The sequence below is a fragment of the Synechococcus sp. MW101C3 genome (genome assembly GCF_002252635.1).
GTDB lineage: Bacteria > Cyanobacteriota > Cyanobacteriia > PCC-6307 > Cyanobiaceae > MW101C3.
Genome location: NZ_NQKX01000004.1, coordinates 172,622 through 189,885 on the forward strand (window position 1 = coordinate 172,622; position 17,264 = coordinate 189,885).

The 17,264-nt window shown below is 54.9% G+C and carries 17 protein-coding genes; 15 read left to right on the plus strand and 2 right to left on the minus strand.

Annotated features, from left to right (window positions below; all coding sequences use genetic code 11):
* The first annotated feature begins 171 nt into the window (after nucleotides 1-171).
* Both CJZ80_RS06295 and CJZ80_RS15000 read left to right on the plus strand, forming a co-directional pair.
* Nucleotides 172-1,512, plus strand: a complete 1,341-nt coding sequence (locus CJZ80_RS06295) for a DUF262 domain-containing protein (protein WP_198948255.1) — start codon at nucleotides 172-174, stop codon at nucleotides 1,510-1,512.
* Between the two features lie 136 nt (nucleotides 1,513-1,648).
* Nucleotides 1,649-2,734 (plus strand): hypothetical protein, encoded by a 1,086-nt coding sequence (locus CJZ80_RS15000; RefSeq protein WP_144036950.1) that lies wholly within the window; start codon nucleotides 1,649-1,651, stop codon nucleotides 2,732-2,734.
* A gap of 183 nt (nucleotides 2,735-2,917) precedes the next feature.
* On the opposite strand, the gene CJZ80_RS15005 is transcribed toward CJZ80_RS15000, so the two are convergent.
* Nucleotides 2,918-3,925 carry a hypothetical protein gene (locus CJZ80_RS15005; protein WP_144036951.1) on the minus strand — a complete coding sequence of 336 codons (1,008 nt, stop codon included), beginning with the start codon at nucleotides 3,923-3,925 and terminating at the stop codon, nucleotides 2,918-2,920.
* A 585-nt stretch (nucleotides 3,926-4,510) separates the two neighbouring features.
* On the opposite strand from CJZ80_RS15005, the gene CJZ80_RS06300 reads away from it, so the two are divergent.
* The 4 genes from CJZ80_RS06300 (at nucleotide 4,511) to CJZ80_RS06315 (ending at nucleotide 8,966) form a co-directional block, all read left to right on the plus strand.
* Nucleotides 4,511-4,744, plus strand: coding sequence for a DUF4160 domain-containing protein (locus CJZ80_RS06300; protein WP_087069026.1), 234 nt, complete (start codon nucleotides 4,511-4,513; stop codon nucleotides 4,742-4,744).
* Nucleotides 4,737-4,997 carry a DUF2442 domain-containing protein gene (locus CJZ80_RS06305; protein ID WP_094511221.1) on the plus strand — a complete coding sequence of 87 codons (261 nt, stop codon included), beginning with the start codon at nucleotides 4,737-4,739 and terminating at the stop codon, nucleotides 4,995-4,997. Before CJZ80_RS06300 ends, CJZ80_RS06305 begins: the two co-directional genes overlap by 8 nt.
* Before the next feature lie 2,252 nt (nucleotides 4,998-7,249).
* Complete coding sequence (locus CJZ80_RS06310; protein ID WP_233132868.1) at nucleotides 7,250-7,993, plus strand: hypothetical protein; 744 nt, start codon at nucleotides 7,250-7,252, stop codon at nucleotides 7,991-7,993.
* 430 nt (nucleotides 7,994-8,423) lie between these two features.
* Entirely contained in the window at nucleotides 8,424-8,966 is a 543-nt protein-coding gene (locus CJZ80_RS06315; RefSeq protein ID WP_094511222.1) for a CPBP family intramembrane glutamic endopeptidase, read from the plus strand.
* Between the two features lie 276 nt (nucleotides 8,967-9,242).
* Here CJZ80_RS06315 and CJZ80_RS15010 read toward each other — a convergent pair whose 3' ends face one another.
* Nucleotides 9,243-9,719 carry a hypothetical protein gene (locus tag CJZ80_RS15010; RefSeq protein WP_144036952.1) on the minus strand — a complete coding sequence of 159 codons (477 nt, stop codon included), beginning with the start codon at nucleotides 9,717-9,719 and terminating at the stop codon, nucleotides 9,243-9,245.
* Between the two features lie 324 nt (nucleotides 9,720-10,043).
* Between CJZ80_RS15010 and CJZ80_RS06330 the strand changes: the two genes are divergently transcribed.
* The 9 genes from CJZ80_RS06330 to CJZ80_RS06370 all read left to right on the plus strand — a co-directional run bounded on the left by CJZ80_RS06330 (nucleotide 10,044) and on the right by CJZ80_RS06370 (nucleotide 17,255).
* On the plus strand, nucleotides 10,044-10,742 hold the full coding sequence (locus tag CJZ80_RS06330) for a DUF3592 domain-containing protein (RefSeq protein ID WP_094511225.1): 699 nt from the start codon (nucleotides 10,044-10,046) through the stop codon (nucleotides 10,740-10,742).
* A 324-nt stretch (nucleotides 10,743-11,066) separates the two neighbouring features.
* Nucleotides 11,067-11,294 carry a hypothetical protein gene (locus CJZ80_RS06335; RefSeq protein ID WP_144036953.1) on the plus strand — a complete coding sequence of 76 codons (228 nt, stop codon included), beginning with the start codon at nucleotides 11,067-11,069 and terminating at the stop codon, nucleotides 11,292-11,294.
* 969 nt (nucleotides 11,295-12,263) lie between these two features.
* The gene (locus CJZ80_RS06340) at nucleotides 12,264-12,941 is read left to right on the plus strand and encodes a hypothetical protein (RefSeq protein WP_144036954.1); all 678 of its coding nucleotides are present in this window, start codon (nucleotides 12,264-12,266) and stop codon (nucleotides 12,939-12,941) included.
* Nucleotides 12,942-13,307: 366 nt separating this feature from the next.
* A complete protein-coding gene (locus CJZ80_RS06345) occupies nucleotides 13,308-14,174 on the plus strand; it encodes an alpha/beta fold hydrolase (protein WP_255374121.1) in 867 nt (288 codons plus the stop codon).
* Between the two features lie 26 nt (nucleotides 14,175-14,200).
* Entirely contained in the window at nucleotides 14,201-15,091 is an 891-nt protein-coding gene (locus CJZ80_RS06350; protein WP_198948257.1) for a DNA alkylation repair protein, read from the plus strand.
* Nucleotides 15,092-15,140: 49 nt separating this feature from the next.
* Nucleotides 15,141-15,428, plus strand: a complete 288-nt coding sequence (locus CJZ80_RS06355) for a hypothetical protein (protein ID WP_094511229.1) — start codon at nucleotides 15,141-15,143, stop codon at nucleotides 15,426-15,428.
* Between the two features lie 40 nt (nucleotides 15,429-15,468).
* On the plus strand, nucleotides 15,469-16,311 hold the full coding sequence (locus CJZ80_RS06360; protein WP_094511230.1) for an ABC transporter six-transmembrane domain-containing protein: 843 nt from the start codon (nucleotides 15,469-15,471) through the stop codon (nucleotides 16,309-16,311).
* A 250-nt stretch (nucleotides 16,312-16,561) separates the two neighbouring features.
* Nucleotides 16,562-16,843: a hypothetical protein gene (locus CJZ80_RS06365; RefSeq protein WP_094511231.1), complete on the plus strand. Its 282-nt coding sequence runs from the start codon at nucleotides 16,562-16,564 to the stop codon at nucleotides 16,841-16,843.
* Between the two features lie 208 nt (nucleotides 16,844-17,051).
* A complete protein-coding gene (locus CJZ80_RS06370; protein WP_094511232.1) occupies nucleotides 17,052-17,255 on the plus strand; it encodes a hypothetical protein in 204 nt (67 codons plus the stop codon).
* Nucleotides 17,256-17,264 lie beyond the last annotated feature (9 nt).

A 17,264-nucleotide genomic window follows, 5' to 3' on the forward strand; every position in this document is an offset into this window, starting at 1 on the left:
TGAGGTCTACCGTCAAGCGCATGTCTGTATAGCCATTAAGCGGTCTAACATCCAGATACAGAAGACGGGAGCGAAGGTTTGCTTCTGTGCTCAGATCCTTTCCCGCTTCTGATCTGGAGCGTTAGACCCACTCCCCAGACCTGACTAGACTGGCCTAAAGCTATGAGCATGATGGACGACTCAGAAACAATCCAGCCAGATGGAGTCACCACGGATGAGGTCATTGACTCTTCTGACGAAGGAGATCTCACGCTAGAGGGGACAAAGCCAACCATCAAGCTTGACAAGAATGATCGGAGCCTATCCGAGTTCCATCGTTGGTATACCAAAGACAGGATCATCGTAGACCCTGAGTGGCAACGGAAATATGTATGGGATCGCAAGAGAGCCTCAAGGCTTGTCGAATCATTTTTAATTGATCTGCCTGTACCAGTCATTTATTTGGCTGTCAACGACGACGGCAAGTACGAAGTCATTGACGGACTCCAGCGCCTTACTTCCATATTTGACTACTTCGAGAATGGATATGCATTAACTGGCTTGGAGATCAGGAAGGAACTTGTAGGGAAGCAATTTTCAGAGCTTGATACCGAGCTTCAGTCAAAACTTGAGGATGCGACCCTCAGAACTTTTGAGCTTAGCCAGACAGCTCCAAAAGATTTGATGTTTATCATCTTTGAGCGCCTCAACACGGGAGGCATGGCGCTTAACGATATGGAGATTCGTAATTGTCTCTATCGAGGTGGGCTTAATGACTTGATTAAGGAGCTTTGCCAGCTCGAAGAGTTTAAGAACTCAGCGGGGCAGAGCGGCCTTGACAAGAGGATGGCAGACCGCACTCTAATCCTTCGCTATTTAGCGTTCTATCAGATGACCTACACAAAGGCGAAGAAGGGCTTAAAAGCATTTTTCAACGAGTTTTTTACTACCTATCGAAATCCCACCGCAGAAAAGACGAAGGAGTTTAGAGGGGCGTTTAAACATGCGATGCGTGCTTGCCAAACGGTGTTTGGGAATAAGGCCTTTCGCCTTCGGCGCGTCTACGAAAAAGGCGGCGGAGAATGGGCTTCTCGCATTAACGCCTCTATCTTCCAAGTTATATCAGTGTCGTTTAACGACTACGATATTGGCATAATCACTAGATCGGCGGACAGCATTTATGAGGCCTACATCGACTTGATCGAAGCCGATGAAAGATGGGTCGCGTCGGTCACGGCGGCCACAGGTGACTATTCTCGTATAGAGTATGCGTTTGAAACTTGGCAAGCCCGACTCAAAGATGCGGTGTCTGGCGAAAGGGCAAATGATGCAGTTCGTCTCTTTAGCCGAAGGTTGAAAGAAGAGATGTTTGAAGCCGATAATTCGTGTTCGATATGCGGCCAAAAGATTGTTATGCTAAATGATGCCGCGCTTGACCACAATCTTCAATACTGGAAGGGCGGTGAGACGGTTCCTGTGAATGCTCGCTTGGCTCACCGTACGTGTAACTGGAAGCGTGGCAAAGGGGTCTAACCAGCCCCTTGAGTGGACAGGCCCTCGCAGACTATCTGCAGTGCCACCCCAGTCTTCTTGCCTGCCACTCAGGGGCAGCGTTATACAGGCGCACCTATCCTATACTCCCGATCAATCCCAACGGTTCTCTATTTCCATGAACGAGATCCAGGCCTCAAAGCTCTTCGGCCAACTGCCTGAGGTCCTTCAGGCTTATCTGGCTCAGCGATCTGGAGAATACGGCATCCCTCCGCACGACCTCCTGAGAAAGATACCCGAGGGACTTCATGACAATCCGCTGGAGATCTTTAACTTCCTCAAGGAAAAGCATATATCTCATATCACAGCAATTTCCAATGGAGGCAGTCCTGATTCATTCATGAATTGGGTCTTTGAAGATGGGGCCGCCAATAGTGCACGCAACAATGATCCAATGAATATCTTGGAGTTTCTAAATGCACAAGCGGATGCAAGATTGGATTCAATGGTAGTTGAATTTGGCATCCCTGATCCAGGTACATCCGGTTTCAATCAGCAGTTTGCTGAATTCTTTGGCGTTGAGCAACTGGAATCTGCCCCAGACTTCTCTGATGTGGGAAATGCTATCCAGGACATTGCTGGGGGTGATCAGATTGTTCGCGAAGCCGCACATCAAGCCTTGCAAGATAGCTTATTTGATGTTGGAGTGCCTGTCGGTTATGTAACGGTTCGGGGATTGCGCACAGTATGGCCCTTTCTTAGATCTGTAGATTGGAAGCGATTCAGAGCTGATTCGCAATACAGGAACGCGATGGTATCTAGAGCATTGATGACATTTCGAAATGGAGGATGGAAAGAGGCTGCTAAAGCAGTAGTTGTGGGCTTCCTGATTGCAGCTTTCCCTCCCCTCTCATACATGATGGCTGCTCTTGGCTTAACAGGAGTTGCCTCAATTGGTATTCGCTGGCTTGCCACTCACCATGGTCTGCTCCCAACAGGAGTGGCGGCCGCCCTCAATATGATTGCTGGCTTCCTCGAAAGAGTGGCAGGTTTCCTCAGGAATGTCCTCGTGCTTGTTGAAAAGATCGTTGACGTTGTTATTGAAGCTGGTTCTACAGCTGTGAAGAAGATTGTTCAGGGCGGACAGCAGTTTATTAGCTCTGTTTCTAAGACAGCCAAAGCACTTGCTAATGGAGTAGCGACAATTGCAAAGTCTATCTCCTCTTGGGTCTTTGGCTGGTTCTGCAGGCCGGCCTTTGCGTAATTCCTTTAAATCATTGCTGTATAACATCCAAATTCAGAAGACGGGTGCAAATGTTGTTGGCATTGCATGGGGATTGCTGCCCGCTTCTGATTTGGAGCGTTAGACTTATCAGCAACAGATACTGCCATAAACCGTCTAGACCCATGCCAAGCGGGGACAGGCTTCTTTTGACGCGAAAAAGCCCTATTGCCGAGGATCCTTTTCGACGCAGATTAAAGAATCTACTTCTACGATCAACCGATCATATTTAACGGCTTTGGGTCGAAGAAGAGTGCTGCAGAGATAGTTTGCTATATCTTCTAACTGCGATTTAGTTATCTCCTTCTTTGTTATCTTCTTCATTTTTTCGTGGATGCTAGTGGCTTCAGAGAGACTTCGGAATGTTGCTGCTCGCTCCTTTCTGAAGTCTTTGGGCCAGTCTTTCTCTTCTGATTGCAAATAATAATACTGCGCCTCGGCAACAATCGAAGCCGCCCCAAAGATAATCGCCGTTCTCCCCTTGCCCTCATGCTGGAGTAGCCGACACATCGCCTTGTAGATCTTTGATCGTGCGAGAAGAATAAGTGCCTCATTCTGAATTTGGTTGGGGTAGCCCCTCGCGAGTAGGTTATTGAGGAATCCCCAGGCTTCATCATATCTGCCAAGTTTCTGTAGATAGGAGGGCAGCCTTAGATAAGTGTCAATGCCATAGCTCACAGAAGAGTTCTCGATTTTCTTGTATGCCTCTTTTAAGACTAGAACGGCTGCTGGCACGTTCCCATCTCGGTAGAGTTCTGTCGCTACCTTGAGGGTTTCGCTGGCCTGCAGTGATTGTACATAATCGATGATGTTGCCAGAATCTGTCCGAGTGTGTATGATTGCACTTTGTGCAACCCCTTTCCCCTTATCGGAGCAGATCCAGGTAGCTCTATCGGTGTCATGGGGCTTGATTAATCCTTCACTCATAAGTTGGCTAACGAATGTCCTGGCATTCCCGCCAACTAAATGTCGATAATACTCAAGACCACTATAGTATTCGATCATCTCTCTGGATAGAGGGGTATCGAGAAACTTTTTTAGAAACTGTACCTGTCCTGCGCTCAGCCTTGGCTGCGGTTCGTTGGATTGTGTAGGGCTGGTGGCATTGCCTCCGTCGAGTAATCGACGATCAAGGGGAGGTGGGGGCGGAGGTGGTGGCGGAATGCCCAGCACCGTTCGGGAAAGACTTCCGCTATGTCGCCTGCATCGTGGGCATTCTGTTGCATGGCTGGGGAGTTCTTCCCCGCATTCGATGCAGATCATTGTTACCTCCCACCTGTTCGAGGATTACCTTAAGTCTACTGATGCGATGCTTGCCTGTTGGCTTTCGGCTGGCTCTGGCGGTTTCTGACTCTTGGGTGTTTGTCATTGGAAAGTTTGAAGGAGCCAGTTTTGCTTAGCGACCACGGTCGTGTGAACTTTGTTCAACCTGCTAGAGAAGCACAAACAGGGTGAGAGACTTTTCGATATGATCAAGTTTTTTCGAATCAGGCGGGATCGCCATGAAGCAAGTCACGATCCTCGGCACCACCTTGAATGCTGTTGTCATATCCACCAAGCTCAACCATAGTCAGCACTATCCCAGATTGCACGAGTCCTGCAGATATAAACCAAGAAAGTCTAACAATGCCATCCACCTGTGCCGCCTCCGAATGAACCTTTTACACCCCTCGGTCTATCCGCGGCCAGGTGATGGCAAGCGTTAGCTGCACAGGAAGGCCGAGGTCGGTATCGTTGATGTGATGGTGGCGCTTTCGGATGCCGACAATCCTCAGAAGCGGTCCATATAGGGTCTACTTCTACAGTCACGAGCCAAACGAGCCTCCCCATGTTCATGTCGACAGAGATAAGGCGTCTTGCAAGGTCTGGCTTGTTCCTGTTGCACTGTCCTCGAGCCTTGGTTTCAGCGCCAGAGAGCTGCGTGAAATTGAACGGCTGGTCAGCTTGAACAGAGCTATCCTGCTGAAAGCATGGGAGGAGTTTCATGGCTAACCCTGGTGAGCAGGTCACTGACGTTGCGTTGACAGAAGACAGGCTGATCGTCGACCTGGCTGACGGTCGTTCTATCTCGGTACCGCTGGCTTGGTTCCCAAGGCTTCTACATGCAACCTCCCAGGAGCGTGACAACTGGGAGATTGCAGGGGCTGGCTACGGAATCCACTGGCCAGATGTCGATGAGGATTTAAGTGTGGAAGGCCTGCTTCGAGGTGCGCCAGCGCCCCAGGCAAAGGCTCTGGTCAGCTAACACCGCTATGCACCTGAGCCGCCGCCATAACGCTATATTCTTCGCCGCGCAAACCTTGCGGCCAGGTGATGGCGAGCGTTGGGCGACGATGGAGGTGATTTCGTGAAGTGGTTAACGGATCTTTTAGGTTCTGTAGCAACCACCGGTCTATGGGTGTTCGCCGTTTACAAGATCAGCAGATATGCCATAGATAAGTTTGAGGCCTCAATCGGCCGATCAGTCGACAGACTGCGACGCCTAGGCAGTGTAGAGTTCGATCCAACACCAAACAGGGAGTTGCCACAAGACGAGGCTTCACCAGTCGTCGAGACACGTGCTCTCCCGTCACCTGCAACGTCACTTCAGGAGCGGAAACTCGAAGAAATAAGGGCATGGGTGCAGCAGCTCCCAGCGGCTGAACGTGAGGAGCGGCTTCAATCAGCGCTTGCCGCGTGGCAGATCTCTTGGCACTTCGAGTTTGTGCACTCGAATATACTGGGAAGTCAGCTATCACTGCTGAAGTCCTTGAACTCTCAGTCCATCACGGTAGATCAAGTGCGCGCAGGGTACGATCGTTTTGCAGTCGCCAATCCTCAGCTTTATAGTAACTACCCGTACGAAAGGTGGCTGACCTGGCTACGGGACGCTGCTCGGTGCGTTGACGAGAGCGAAGGAATCATGTCAATCACTGAAGAAGGACGATCCTTTCTTAATTACTTGGTTACGCGGGGGTATTCCCTTGAGAGGCCTGGATAAATGTGGCACCAATGCTCAACACCACCATGCACCAGAGCCGCCGCCGCTCATGTCGTATCTACAGCTCGATCTCCTTGCGGCCTGGTGATGGCGAACGTTATACGGACGAAAAGACGTAGTCACAGACCCACCAAGGACGGGGGGTCTCACAGCTTAGGTGAGTTATCGAGTCATTCATCCCAAGGCATTAGCCTAAAATTGTCTTTTTGCCTCTCGGCACCACTTTACATACTCCAATAGCTGCCCCTCGCTGGCAGGCTCTACTCGAATTGCATGAGGGTCTCCGCCGACTGGCAAGTAAAAAGTAACTACTGCAGGGATTCGCGATGCGACATATGTTGAGCGAATATGATCAACCATTTTTCGTGAGCACTTGAAGTGAACGTCAGTGTTTAGCGCGAAATACGGATCTGACTCCATGAATCCATAGTCAGCATTCACAATGAACCCGATAGTCTGGCTCACATTGTTGAAGCTCTCAAGAAGATAGGGCATTGCCTAGGAGTCATCTCAGCGGAGACTGTACTATAGATTGCTTAAGTCTCAGCATCTGCTTGCCAAGCTAGCCATGCTTTTGGAAATGTATCCGAAGATGCAGGTCCAAGATGATAGTTAAACAAAGTCTTTTGCGGATAGTCCGATTTCTCTGCTATCGAATATCCTTTGGCATTTAGTGCTTCAGGCAGCTTTGCGGGAGCGCTTCTCTTCATTGCTATTCCTTCCTTGCTCTTAGCCTTTGCTTCTTGAGCTCACTAAGCAGGATTATGGAATAGTGGCCATGCGCCCTCAACGCGTAGGAGAGCCTATGGTCGGTGATATAGGCATCCTGCTGTGAACCGCATAACATCAAGATCCAGCGGGCTGCCCGAGAATCCTTGGCGAGTGTTTCCAATCCTTCCGCCGCTGATCTTGGCGTTAGGCAACCCAATGAGATCAGCTCAACGGAAGTGATGAGGTAACCCGCAGTTGTCTTTATCCACAGACCCAAGAGTCGAACCGAAAGCCAAGCACTGAGCGGGAGAGGGGAGGCAAGGAGCAAGGGCTTCATCCTGGGGCTGATGGACCGCCGGTGCCTCAGCTGCGACCTCTATGAGGGCCAGGTCGAGGATGTGATCGGTGCCTGTCTGCTGCTCCATCAGACATGTCTGGCCCAGGCGGATGGTGGTATCCCGACGTCGTTGACCAAGTGGCCCGTTCCAGCGCGCAGGTGGCCCCATTCCTGGCGCACCTTGGCCTCCGCCCACCGCTGCGCCTGTCTGCAGGGTCCGTGCGCCAGCCACCTACGTGCGGCAGGTGTTCGACGGTCGTCGCTACCTGGAGCAGGGAACCGAGGGAACCGACGCTGCGGGATGGGGCCCCACTGGATCCGCGACGGTGATGGCCTGGATGCCTGCTGCGGATGCTGTCCGGCGGATCTCAGCGTTCAGTCACAAGGCTCAATCGAGGCAGCAGACAGCCCATACGCTCAGGAGGTTCCAGTGGAACCGCACTGGGACATCCCTACATCTACCAGCTCGATGAAGACTCGCCTCCAACGCGCCGGTGCCCTGCTGGGTCCTGGCCTCCTGCTGTTCACGGCGTCCGCTCCGTTCCACCAGCTCGCGTCCGCCGAAACGCTGGTGCGAGCCGCGGGCCGCTGCAAGCTGGAGAGAGCGGGCAATGAGCTCTTCAACGGTCACTGCAGCTTCAAGCACAAGGCGGCCGGTGGCACCGATGCCTTTGTGGTGAAGCTCGATGACGGCACCGACTTCAACTTCTCTGGCCCCAACCCTCAGGCCCTGCAACTGCAGACCTACGCCGGGATCGTGAACGTGCGCCACAACGCCAAGCCCGACCACGATGTGTTCCTGTGGAACGCAGACGGGGGAGATCATCGCCTCTCGGTGAAGCTCGACAACGTGCAGAACCCTGACGTGGATTTCGAGGACAGGCCCCAGAAGGCCACCAGCGCAACTCTGGTCGGTGTCGCGCTGGGAGGGTTGATCGGCGCTCTGATTGCCGGATCGGACAAGGGCGGCAGCAGCGAACCCGCCCGCGTGGGAGCCCCGGTGAGCGCACTGCAGTCGCTGGTGGGGGTGAAGGGCGCCAGTGCCGAGAGCGAGATGACCAGCAAGGGGTACACCTACCGCGGGGGTGACCAGATCGGCGACAGTGCCTTCACCTACTGGGAGCAGCCCCGCACCAACAGCTGCGTGGCTGTGCGTACCACCAACGGACGGTATCAGTCGATCACCTATACCGAACCCAGCAAGTGCAGGTGATCGCCTGAACGCTCAGGCCATTGATTGCTCTGGCCGCCGGCCCTCCGGACGGCGGCCTTGGGCTTGACTTGTGACACCCAGAATGTCATAGAACACCTTAAATCCAGCCACGGAATCAATGGGAGACTCTGGAAAGGCCAATACGATCGCGAGGTGATTTCCCTGCCAGTGCAGTGCTAGGCGCGCTTATCCGATTCGCTGTCTACAGGCTGCTGAGCGTGGCACGTCGAGCCGCAAGCCAAGCGTATGGATCGGAGTCCAATTATACCTGGGCTATCTGGCAATCTTCTTTGCCACATGGATCGTCAATAGGGTCGACTACAATCGGATTGGTGAGAATGCGCTAACCACGAAGCTGTGGTATGCGTTTCCAACTCTTTTCGGATCTGCATTCCTTGTGGTTGCCATCACTGCCCTGGGATGGTGGCGCATGGTTCTGTTCGATAAAACGAAATCCGGCCCTCAGTGGGTTTGGATCCTTCCTATCGCGATGGCGGGGGTCATTGTGATGAACTTCCTGGGTGTGGTACCGAAACAGCCCACCTCTGAGCTTCTTGGTTGGTCACTACTCGGAGCCGTGGGGGTTGGATTCGGCGAGGAATTAATCACTCGGGGAAGTCTGATCGTGGGTCTTCGAAGTCGTGTTAGCGAAGGCAAGGTATGGCTGATCAGTTCCCTCTTATTTTCTGCGCTTCATCTTCCTAACGTCCTCTTCGGATTTCCGCTATGGGCCATGCCTGTACAGGTGCTGTTGACATTCATCATGGGCAGTGGCTTCTACGCCATTCGCCGCATGTCCGGCACTCTGATTCTATCGATGATTCTGCATGGGCTTTGGGACAGTGCCTTGTTCCTTAACGTCGCTGTCGGCGGAGCACCCTCCTCTATTCAATACTCCGTGTACCCCATCGCGATCATCTGCGTCATCGCAGTCCTTTGTTGGGGGCGGAATGCGCAAGCCCAGCAAGGCTGACGCTTCATAGGTGCCGACAGCATAGATGCTTCCCTATACTGTAAAAAGGCCTTATGGGTTTCTTCAGATTTGATGCAGCCCCTAGCATCTGTTTCTGAGGTCGCCTAACATCAAGATTCAGCGGGCGCGGCCAGAAATGCCTGATAGATGCATTGCGGTCTTCTCCGCAGCTGATCTTGAGCGTTAGGCCGTTCATCGCGATTCGGGCCTTCCAGGGACAAGTCAATCGAAGGATGATTGAGCGGAGTCCTCTCGTTGAATAAGCCTGACCTAGTTTCATGGTCGGAGTATTCTGATGCCAATGCTGCGGCTTCCGACCTCATTCCTTAGGGTGACCCGCATGATGTGCTTAGCGTAGGCGAGCAAGCGTGTATCGAAAGTATAATCGCCAAACTTCAGCTTGGTGAGTATTCGGAAGCTCATAGCCTTCTCGCGTTTGCGGTTGATTCTTCGGACGAGTTCGGAGAGCATCGTCTCGTAGCTATCACCCGGTGTTTCATCAAGGATGAGTAGAAGTACGCCTTGATGCTCAAGAGGTTCATGCAAGTCCATGCCATACGCACGTTGAAACAGAGCTGGACGGACACCGTGTTTCGAACACTCAGAAAGGACGCGGGATACGAAGCGTCTATCACGGTACTGATCACCGCAGAGTTGATCGCCTTGTTCTACTACCGAGCGCTGCAAGTGTGTACGCAGTCCCCGGTCCTTGTTGTGATTGGCAAGCGTATCTTGGAAGAAGAGGCGGCCCACACTCGATACTAATCTGAGCTGCTTCGGTTTATCCGTGAACGCCGCACTTAACTTCTTCGTCCTATTTCAGGGGCTCTGCATCGAATGCTATACGCGGGAACAATCGTCGTGGTGTTCGCTGATTATTGCCGAGTTCTGCGTAAGGGCGGATATGGATTGGTCGGTTTCTGGGCGGCATGCTGGGGTGTGTTTGGCGCTGCCTTTGCTAAGATAGATCCAATTCTGCAAAGTCCGTAGGCGAACTCGCTGATGCAGACATGCGTCCACATCGGGCGCGACTTATTGGCATAGCGTTAGAGCGCAGCACACAAATGAGAACAAGAAATGAAAGCAATGGCTACAGCTAAGTATGTCATCACCTTGGTCGGTGTTGGAATGCTTGTTGGAGCGTTCCTTTTTTTCAGGAGTACGAGCTCATTTATCGCTGAGGCGACCAAAGCAGAAGGCACTGTGGTTGAACTCGAAGAGTCTCGGACTAGTGATTCAACTTTCTATAGTCCTGTTGTTCAATTTACCAGTCTGAATGGTCGGGTCATTGAATTCGTCTCTTCCGCTAGTAGTAACCCGCCAACATACTCAAAAGGTCAAAAGGTTGAGGTCTTGTACCTCCCGGCAGATCCAAAGCATGCAAAGATTAATGGTTTCTTTCCCCTTTGGGGAGGTTCAGCCGTTCTCGGTGGAATGGGTAGCGTATTCTTCTCGATCGGAGCTGGCATCATCCTTGCTGGAGCACTGAAGTGCCGCAAAGACGACTATCTAAAAAATCATGGAACACCAATAGAAACTGACTACCATAGCGTTGAGCTCAACACCGCTATATCAGTCAATGGGTCTTATCCATTCCGAGTTGTGACGCAGTGGCAGAATCCATGGACTTCTGAGCTGCATGTCTTTAAAAGTAACAGCATCTGGTTTGATCCCTCGAGTTATATTCAGAGTAACAAAATTACGGTATTCATAGAGAAGGGAAATCCAAGGCATTACTACGTAGATCTCTCTTTTCTCCCGAAGCTTGCAGAATAATGCTCTCTAACAACTCCATCCGCCTCATGACGCTAACTTCCGCTACCTGATCCCCCCCCTGAAGCTTCCGGTCGGATACTTTCGCGATCTCCCGTACGGGACACAGCTGCTGAGGGGCCAGGTTGGCGGGCAGCAATCAAACCGATTGAGGCCTAGCGCGTGGCTCAAGAGGGTGCGGGCTCACCACTTGAGCAGCCCATCGAGCAAGCCATCGGCCGGCGGTTTTTTCATGCAGCCCCTAGAAATTAGTGTCGTTGAGCGTCTGCTCCACTCAACACACCTTCAAGCTGCATTTCATACCGGACACGGTCTTGAATGGGCTGCTTGGTGGCGCTGCTCTCAAGCCCGCAGACCTGCAGCGCCACGCTCGATACCCTGATCAGCTTTGCCAGCGATGACCCGCAGATGGAGGCGGGTTGCCTGTTCGTGAAGATGCGCGCCACGCGCTCGCCCTGCGGCGCGCCGTGGTGGATCTGCGGCTGCTATCGAACCTGCAGCTGGAGCTTCGCACCACTTCGGCGCTTGCTTCCATGGCCGGTTTCTGCTGTTTGACGGCGCCGAACTTCATCTGAATGAATAACTGCCTACCCTTGCATGCTTCAACTGACCGATAGCGAGAATCCCATTCTCATTGCCGGCCTCGTGATCGCCGCTGACCCAGAGTGTTAAGCAGAGGTAATCCTCTCCCATGATATCCTTTTGCCCTAAACGAGTCAATACAGAGAGATGTCGCGCTCAGGATGTCCGCTTACATCTCGCGTTTGTCCAGTTGCACAACGTTGGCTAGAATGATGAGCAGCCCAATCACGAAGCTCGTCGAGGAAATCGCAAAGGCTTTTACAGAAGCCGCTCGCGCTCACGTGACCGAACCCTTTTGGGTGACACACTACGGAGCTGTTGAGATCTATCCCAAGCATCTTGTTTATTGGATATGTGTGAAGTCTGACGCAGAGCGTGACCGACTCGTTCAAAGCACAGAATTGAAGAGCCGACACCGGTCGATCCTCGAATAAGTCGACTATCCCGCGGACGGCAGGAGGCAAGTCGGCATTGGATTCGAATCGCAAGAAACAGTTAATCGGGAGTCAGGCGGGAATTGGTGGCATCACTGGAAATGAGTGTAACGCCACAATGAACCTATCAATCGATAGAGGCATTTCCGGTCCATGGCTTGTCTTTGGTGTTATCCCTATGCAACAAGCTGTTGGCAGGAAGTCGCATCTGGTGCCGAGATTCAGTTCCGTGGGGAGACCCTTTGGTTTGTTGGAGAGGTGGACTTCCATCAATCCTGTCCGGCTGAGGTTTGCCCACAGTTACACAAGTCTTTGGATGTCTTTCTAGAAGTCTGTGCCGAGCGCGGGGAATTGAGCTCCGCATCGTGTCAAGCCATGGGCTTCAATAAAGCTCCGGAGAGAAAGCGAGCTAGTGTTTTCAACCCTCACTCCCAGTCGTCCGATGCGTGCTCCACTCGCCCTTCTTGGCGCTGGCCTCCTGGCCATCAGCCTCCCGGCTGGGGGTGGCGTGGCCCAGCCTGCGGTTGAGAGTCAAAGGGTCACCTTTCCATCCGGAGCTGATTCCACCCAGCTCAAGGGTCAGCTCAAGGGCGACCAGACCATCGACTACAAACTGCGGGCCGGCGCCGGTCAGACCCTGACGGTGGAACTCAAGGGTTCCAACCCGCAGAACTACCTCAACGTGATGGCGGCCGGGACTGACAACGCCCTGTTTATCGGCAGCAGCTCCGGCAACCGCTTCCGGGGCCTCCTACCCAGTGATGGTGATGTGAGGGTGAGGGTGTATCTGATGCGGCCGGCGGCGCGCCGCAATGAAACCAGCACCTATAGCCTCAAGGTGGGGATCAGCGGTGCTCCGCTCACCCCTGTGCCCGCGTCCCGCGATGCCCTGATCCCCGGCACTCCCTATCACGCCTCTGCGGATGTGCCTTGTGTGTCCGGGAGCAGCGGCAAGGCCACCAGGTGTAAGGCCTTCGTGATGCGCAGGGCCAACAACAGTGCCACGGTGGTGGTGACGAACCCAGAGGGTCAGAAGCGTCAGTTCCTGTTCGTGAAGGGAAAGGCGGTTGCTTCGGATCAACCTGAGCAGCTCTCGGTGCAGCGGCGCGGTGATAGCTCGGTGCTCAGTCTTGGCGAGAACTTTGAACGCTATGAGATTGTCGATGCCCTGGTGGTGGGGGGCTGAGCCCTCTGCCGGCTCGATGCCATCGGTGACCGGGGCGACGGGCCGTGCCATTCCCCGCATCTTCATCAGGGCGCAGCTTGTCTGGCTGCCTTGGTAGCCCTGAAGAGCCTGCTCCAACCCGGTAGCTGGGTGACGCTATCGACTTGCCGCAACGGAGCCGATCACCCTCGGGGGAATGCTGCCGGCACCAACCAGATCCGGCGCTGAACTGTTGAATCTGGGCATAGGAATGAAGCATGCCGCTCATGACGACGTGAGCAATCTTGAAGCCAGGTGATGGTGAGCGTTGGTTTTAGGTGTTAACTCCCACTAAACTGGAGAGGGTCAATAGAGGAAGAGACGTTGGCACGTGAAGGAGTTGCCCGAGTGGGGAGCCGAACGCTTGCTTATCTTGAAACGGGTGACGATGGCGGACCACTTGTTATCCATCATCACGGAGGGCCATCCAGCCGCTTGGAGGCCTTGCTCTTCGATTCCTGTGCAAGTGCCCATGGGCTGAGGTTTGTCTGTGTTGACCGGCCTGGTATCGGTGGGTCCGATCTTCAGCCGGGCCGCACCTTCGCGTCATGGGCAAACGACCTCCAGACGTTGGCTGATTCCTTGGGTGCACAGCAGTTCGCGGTGACCGGCTGGTCTGAAGGGGGTCCGTGGGCTCTTGCCGCCGCAGCCTATCTAGACCCTGGTCGCCTTGCCCATGTCACATGCATTGCTGGTGCCAGCTACGGAACGTTTGGAGATAATTGGGCCGTCAAGTACCAAAGTAGCGTGGATGCGCTTGGTGGGCGCCTCGCGTTGCACTTCCAGCCTGGCTTCAGGCTCATGTATGAACTGCTTGGATTGAGTGCTACCCACTTTGAAGCCAACTATCTGCAGGCTCTGAGGAAGTCGATGGGTGTCTCTGATCAGGAGGTCCTGGCAGATGAGCAGGTCTGTCAATCCTTTCTGGAGGCATCACGGGAATGCTTTCGGCAGGGCGTTGAGGGGCTTGTCGCTGACGCCACGATGCTCTACGAGGCTTGGCCGTTTGACATGACCAAAGTGACGCGTCCGGTCCACTTCTGGCAGGGAACTGATGACAAACTGGTGCCTGAACCCATCAATCGGATGGTGGCGGACAAGACCCCTGGTGCCATCTGGCGTTCCATCAGCGGTGGAGGCCACTTCATTGCTATCAGCCATGCGAACGAGATTCTTGCTCAGGTGGCCAGCGATCTTGCCAAGGCGCCAACCTGACACCACACAGCTGATGGCCCATCTCGATGGGCCTTGGCATTGATCGGGCCTTGATGACGCCTCGCGTACCCACGATCCCTGCAGCGCCCCGATCCATTCAGAAGGGCACGCCTCTGAAGCATCTGCTGGGCCAGGAGGCCATTGAGTGTCTGGCGAACAACCTGCAGATTGTTGATGCAGGCTTTCCGGTTCGCCGATTCTGCCAATCCGCACTGGCAGGCATTGAGCCGTTGGCCATCATGCAGCGTGGAGTGCATATCGCCAGGGCGCTTCGTGAAGTCCTGCCTGGGAACTACCAGGAGGCTGTTCAAGTCCTCATGGCGTCGTTGACGCCGGAGAAGTCAGAAGCAGAAGAGATGGGGCTGGCAGGCTTTTTCTATCTTCCACACAGCTTCTTCATTTCTGAGTATGGGCAGGATGTCCAACACAGCAGCGGCAACGACCCTTTTGACACGTCGATGCTGGCTTTGCATGCCCTCACCATGCGGTTCACCTCGGAATTCGCCATCCGCACGTTTCTGATCCAGCAGCAGGCGCGCACGTTGGAGAAGGTTGATCAGTGGATCACCGACCTGAATCCGCATGTCAGGCGCCTCTGCAGCGAGGGGACGCGGCCAAGGCTCCCTTGGGGGAAACGCATTCCTTCGTTTGTGGCCGATCCGAGGCCAACGCTGCCCATCCTTGAATCTCTGAAGAACGATTCATCGCTGTACGTCCGCCGCAGCGTTGCCAACCACCTGGGGGACATCGCCAAAGACCATCCGGAACTCGTCTTTACCACCTGTGAGCGTTGGTTGCGGGATGGTGCCTCCGCTGACCTGCAGTGGCTGATCCGGCATGCAGTTCGTTATCCCGCCAAGCAGGGAGATGCACGTGCGCTGAAGATACGTGCAGCAGCCAAGGGCAGCGCGTTGTAAGGCGCTCCACCATGGCCTGAACCATCATCCCAGCCATGCCATCCGAGCGATGACGTTCTTCTCCTTCCTTGTTCCTCTGGTGGTGCACTACGCGTTGACCGTTCTGCCACTGGGCTTGGGGCTGCTGGCCTTGGCACGGACACGCCCCGGCCGCAGGCGCCAACATTGGATCGTGGTGGCTGGCCTGTTGGCGGTGTTGGGTGGCGCGCTGGTGCTGCTCCAGGGCAAGGCGGCTCTGATGGGTGCGCCAGACGACGGCACCTGGTTCGTGGTGGTGACGGGACTGCTGCCGATCGCCTTAGGGGGCATCAGCCTGCTGCGCTGGTCGCGGCTCTGAGCCTCCGAAGCAGCCAGGCTGGTGACATCAGGGCCAGGTGATGCCGCAGACGCTCCTTTCCACCCTCTCCCGCAGTGAACGGCTGTCGATCGCCGGCACCTACACCCTGACGCTGCTGGAGAACCTCTGCATGCTCGCCTATCCGGCCATCACCGGCTGGGCGGTGGACGGGCTGCTGAAAGGCAGCTACCGGGGCCTTTCGGCGCTGATCGCCGTGTGGCTCGTGCACCTGGTCACGGCCTTCGTGCGGCAGCGCTTCGATACCCGGGTCTTCATGGGCCTCTACGCCCGCCTCGCCGTGCTCACCGTCGCTGAGCAGAAGCACCTCGGCCACGGCACGAGCATCGTGTCGGCGCGGGTCGAGATGATGCGCGACATGGTCGGCTTCTTCGAGGCTGATGTGCCGGCGATGTTCTCCCAGGTGGTGACCGTGGTGGGCTCGCTGGTGATGCTGTTCACCTACGACCTCCAGGCGGGATTCATCGCCATGGCGGTGCTACTGCCGATGGGGCTCGTCAACGCCTGGTACTGGCGGCGCGCCCTGCGCTTGCACCGCGGCCTCAACGACCAGATCGAGCGCGAGATCGCGGACATCGAGGCGGCGCGCCCGCTGCGTCTGCGTCGCCACTTCGGCCGGGTGCGCCGCTGGCATGTGCAGCTCTCCGACAGCGAGTCGTGGACCTGGACCGTGACGGAGCTCGCCACGATCGTGGCGCTGGTGGTGCTGCTGATCGATTTCACCCGATCGCCGGTGTTCAGCGCCGGCGCCATCTATGCCGTGCTCGCCTATGTGTTCGATTACCTCGAGGGCCTCGACAGCGCTCCGTTGATAGTGAACAACATCGCCCGGCTCCAGGACATACGGGCGCGACTGGCACGCTGAGCATCAATGGATCCCGGCATGGGCTGAAGTGATGAGGATGGGATGGCACCCCCTGTCGAGCGCTGCTGACATGACGTGGAGCGTGTCTGTTCAGCAACCTGTTCGGTTGCCCGCGATCCTCGGTGTCGATGTTGCGTCATTCCATCTTTGCGGCTCAGGCTGCGGGTATGTGTGATGGTTGCGTGGTATTCATGCCATGCCAGCACCGGCTTTTGCAAGAATCAGTCATGAGTATCCCGGAGCAGGTTGCATGGCGAAAACTCTCAAAGCGTTCGGCTGGTTCTTTCTTGCGATCGATACGGTTGGATTGGCCTTCATGGTGCAATGGGCGCTAATGGCAAGTTCTCGAGATGGCGAGATAGCCTATGCCGTTGTCTTTCTGCTCTTCGCATTGGCGTTGGTTGGCGTGGGGGGTACGGCGTTGGCGTGCAGTGCAAAACGTGGGTCAGTGCTGGGGCTTTGGTGTTCGACACTCTTTTTGGGTATTCCTCCCCTCATCGTTGCTGCGATACGCATCAGCAATTCCATCTAGCGCCTCATGAATAAGGGGCATTTACCGTTCAGATCCGCTTAACGCGTGTGACCTTTCGTGCTTGAACTGACAGGTTGATTCTCCGTGCACCTACACCTAGCCACTCACGCTCCAGTCTTGAGGGGATCCAATCCGCTCGGTAAACGTTTCAACGGCCTGCGTTCTTCCTGCGGCTTAAGCTCAGCGGACCATCTCGACATTGGCCGCAATGACAGTCCTCGCTCGCTTCATTTACGAAGTGAAGCCGGGCCGCACCGGCGACTTTCTCGAGAAGCTGGCGCAGGCCGGTTCGCCCCGGTTCACCAGTCCTGTGATGCCGCGGGCGTTCAAGCTGTTCCGCTGCTCCGTGCCAAGGCCTGAGACGGAGCGCCTGCTTTCGGTGGAGTTGCTCACAGAGTTCCTGCCGCTCTGAGAGCAGGCC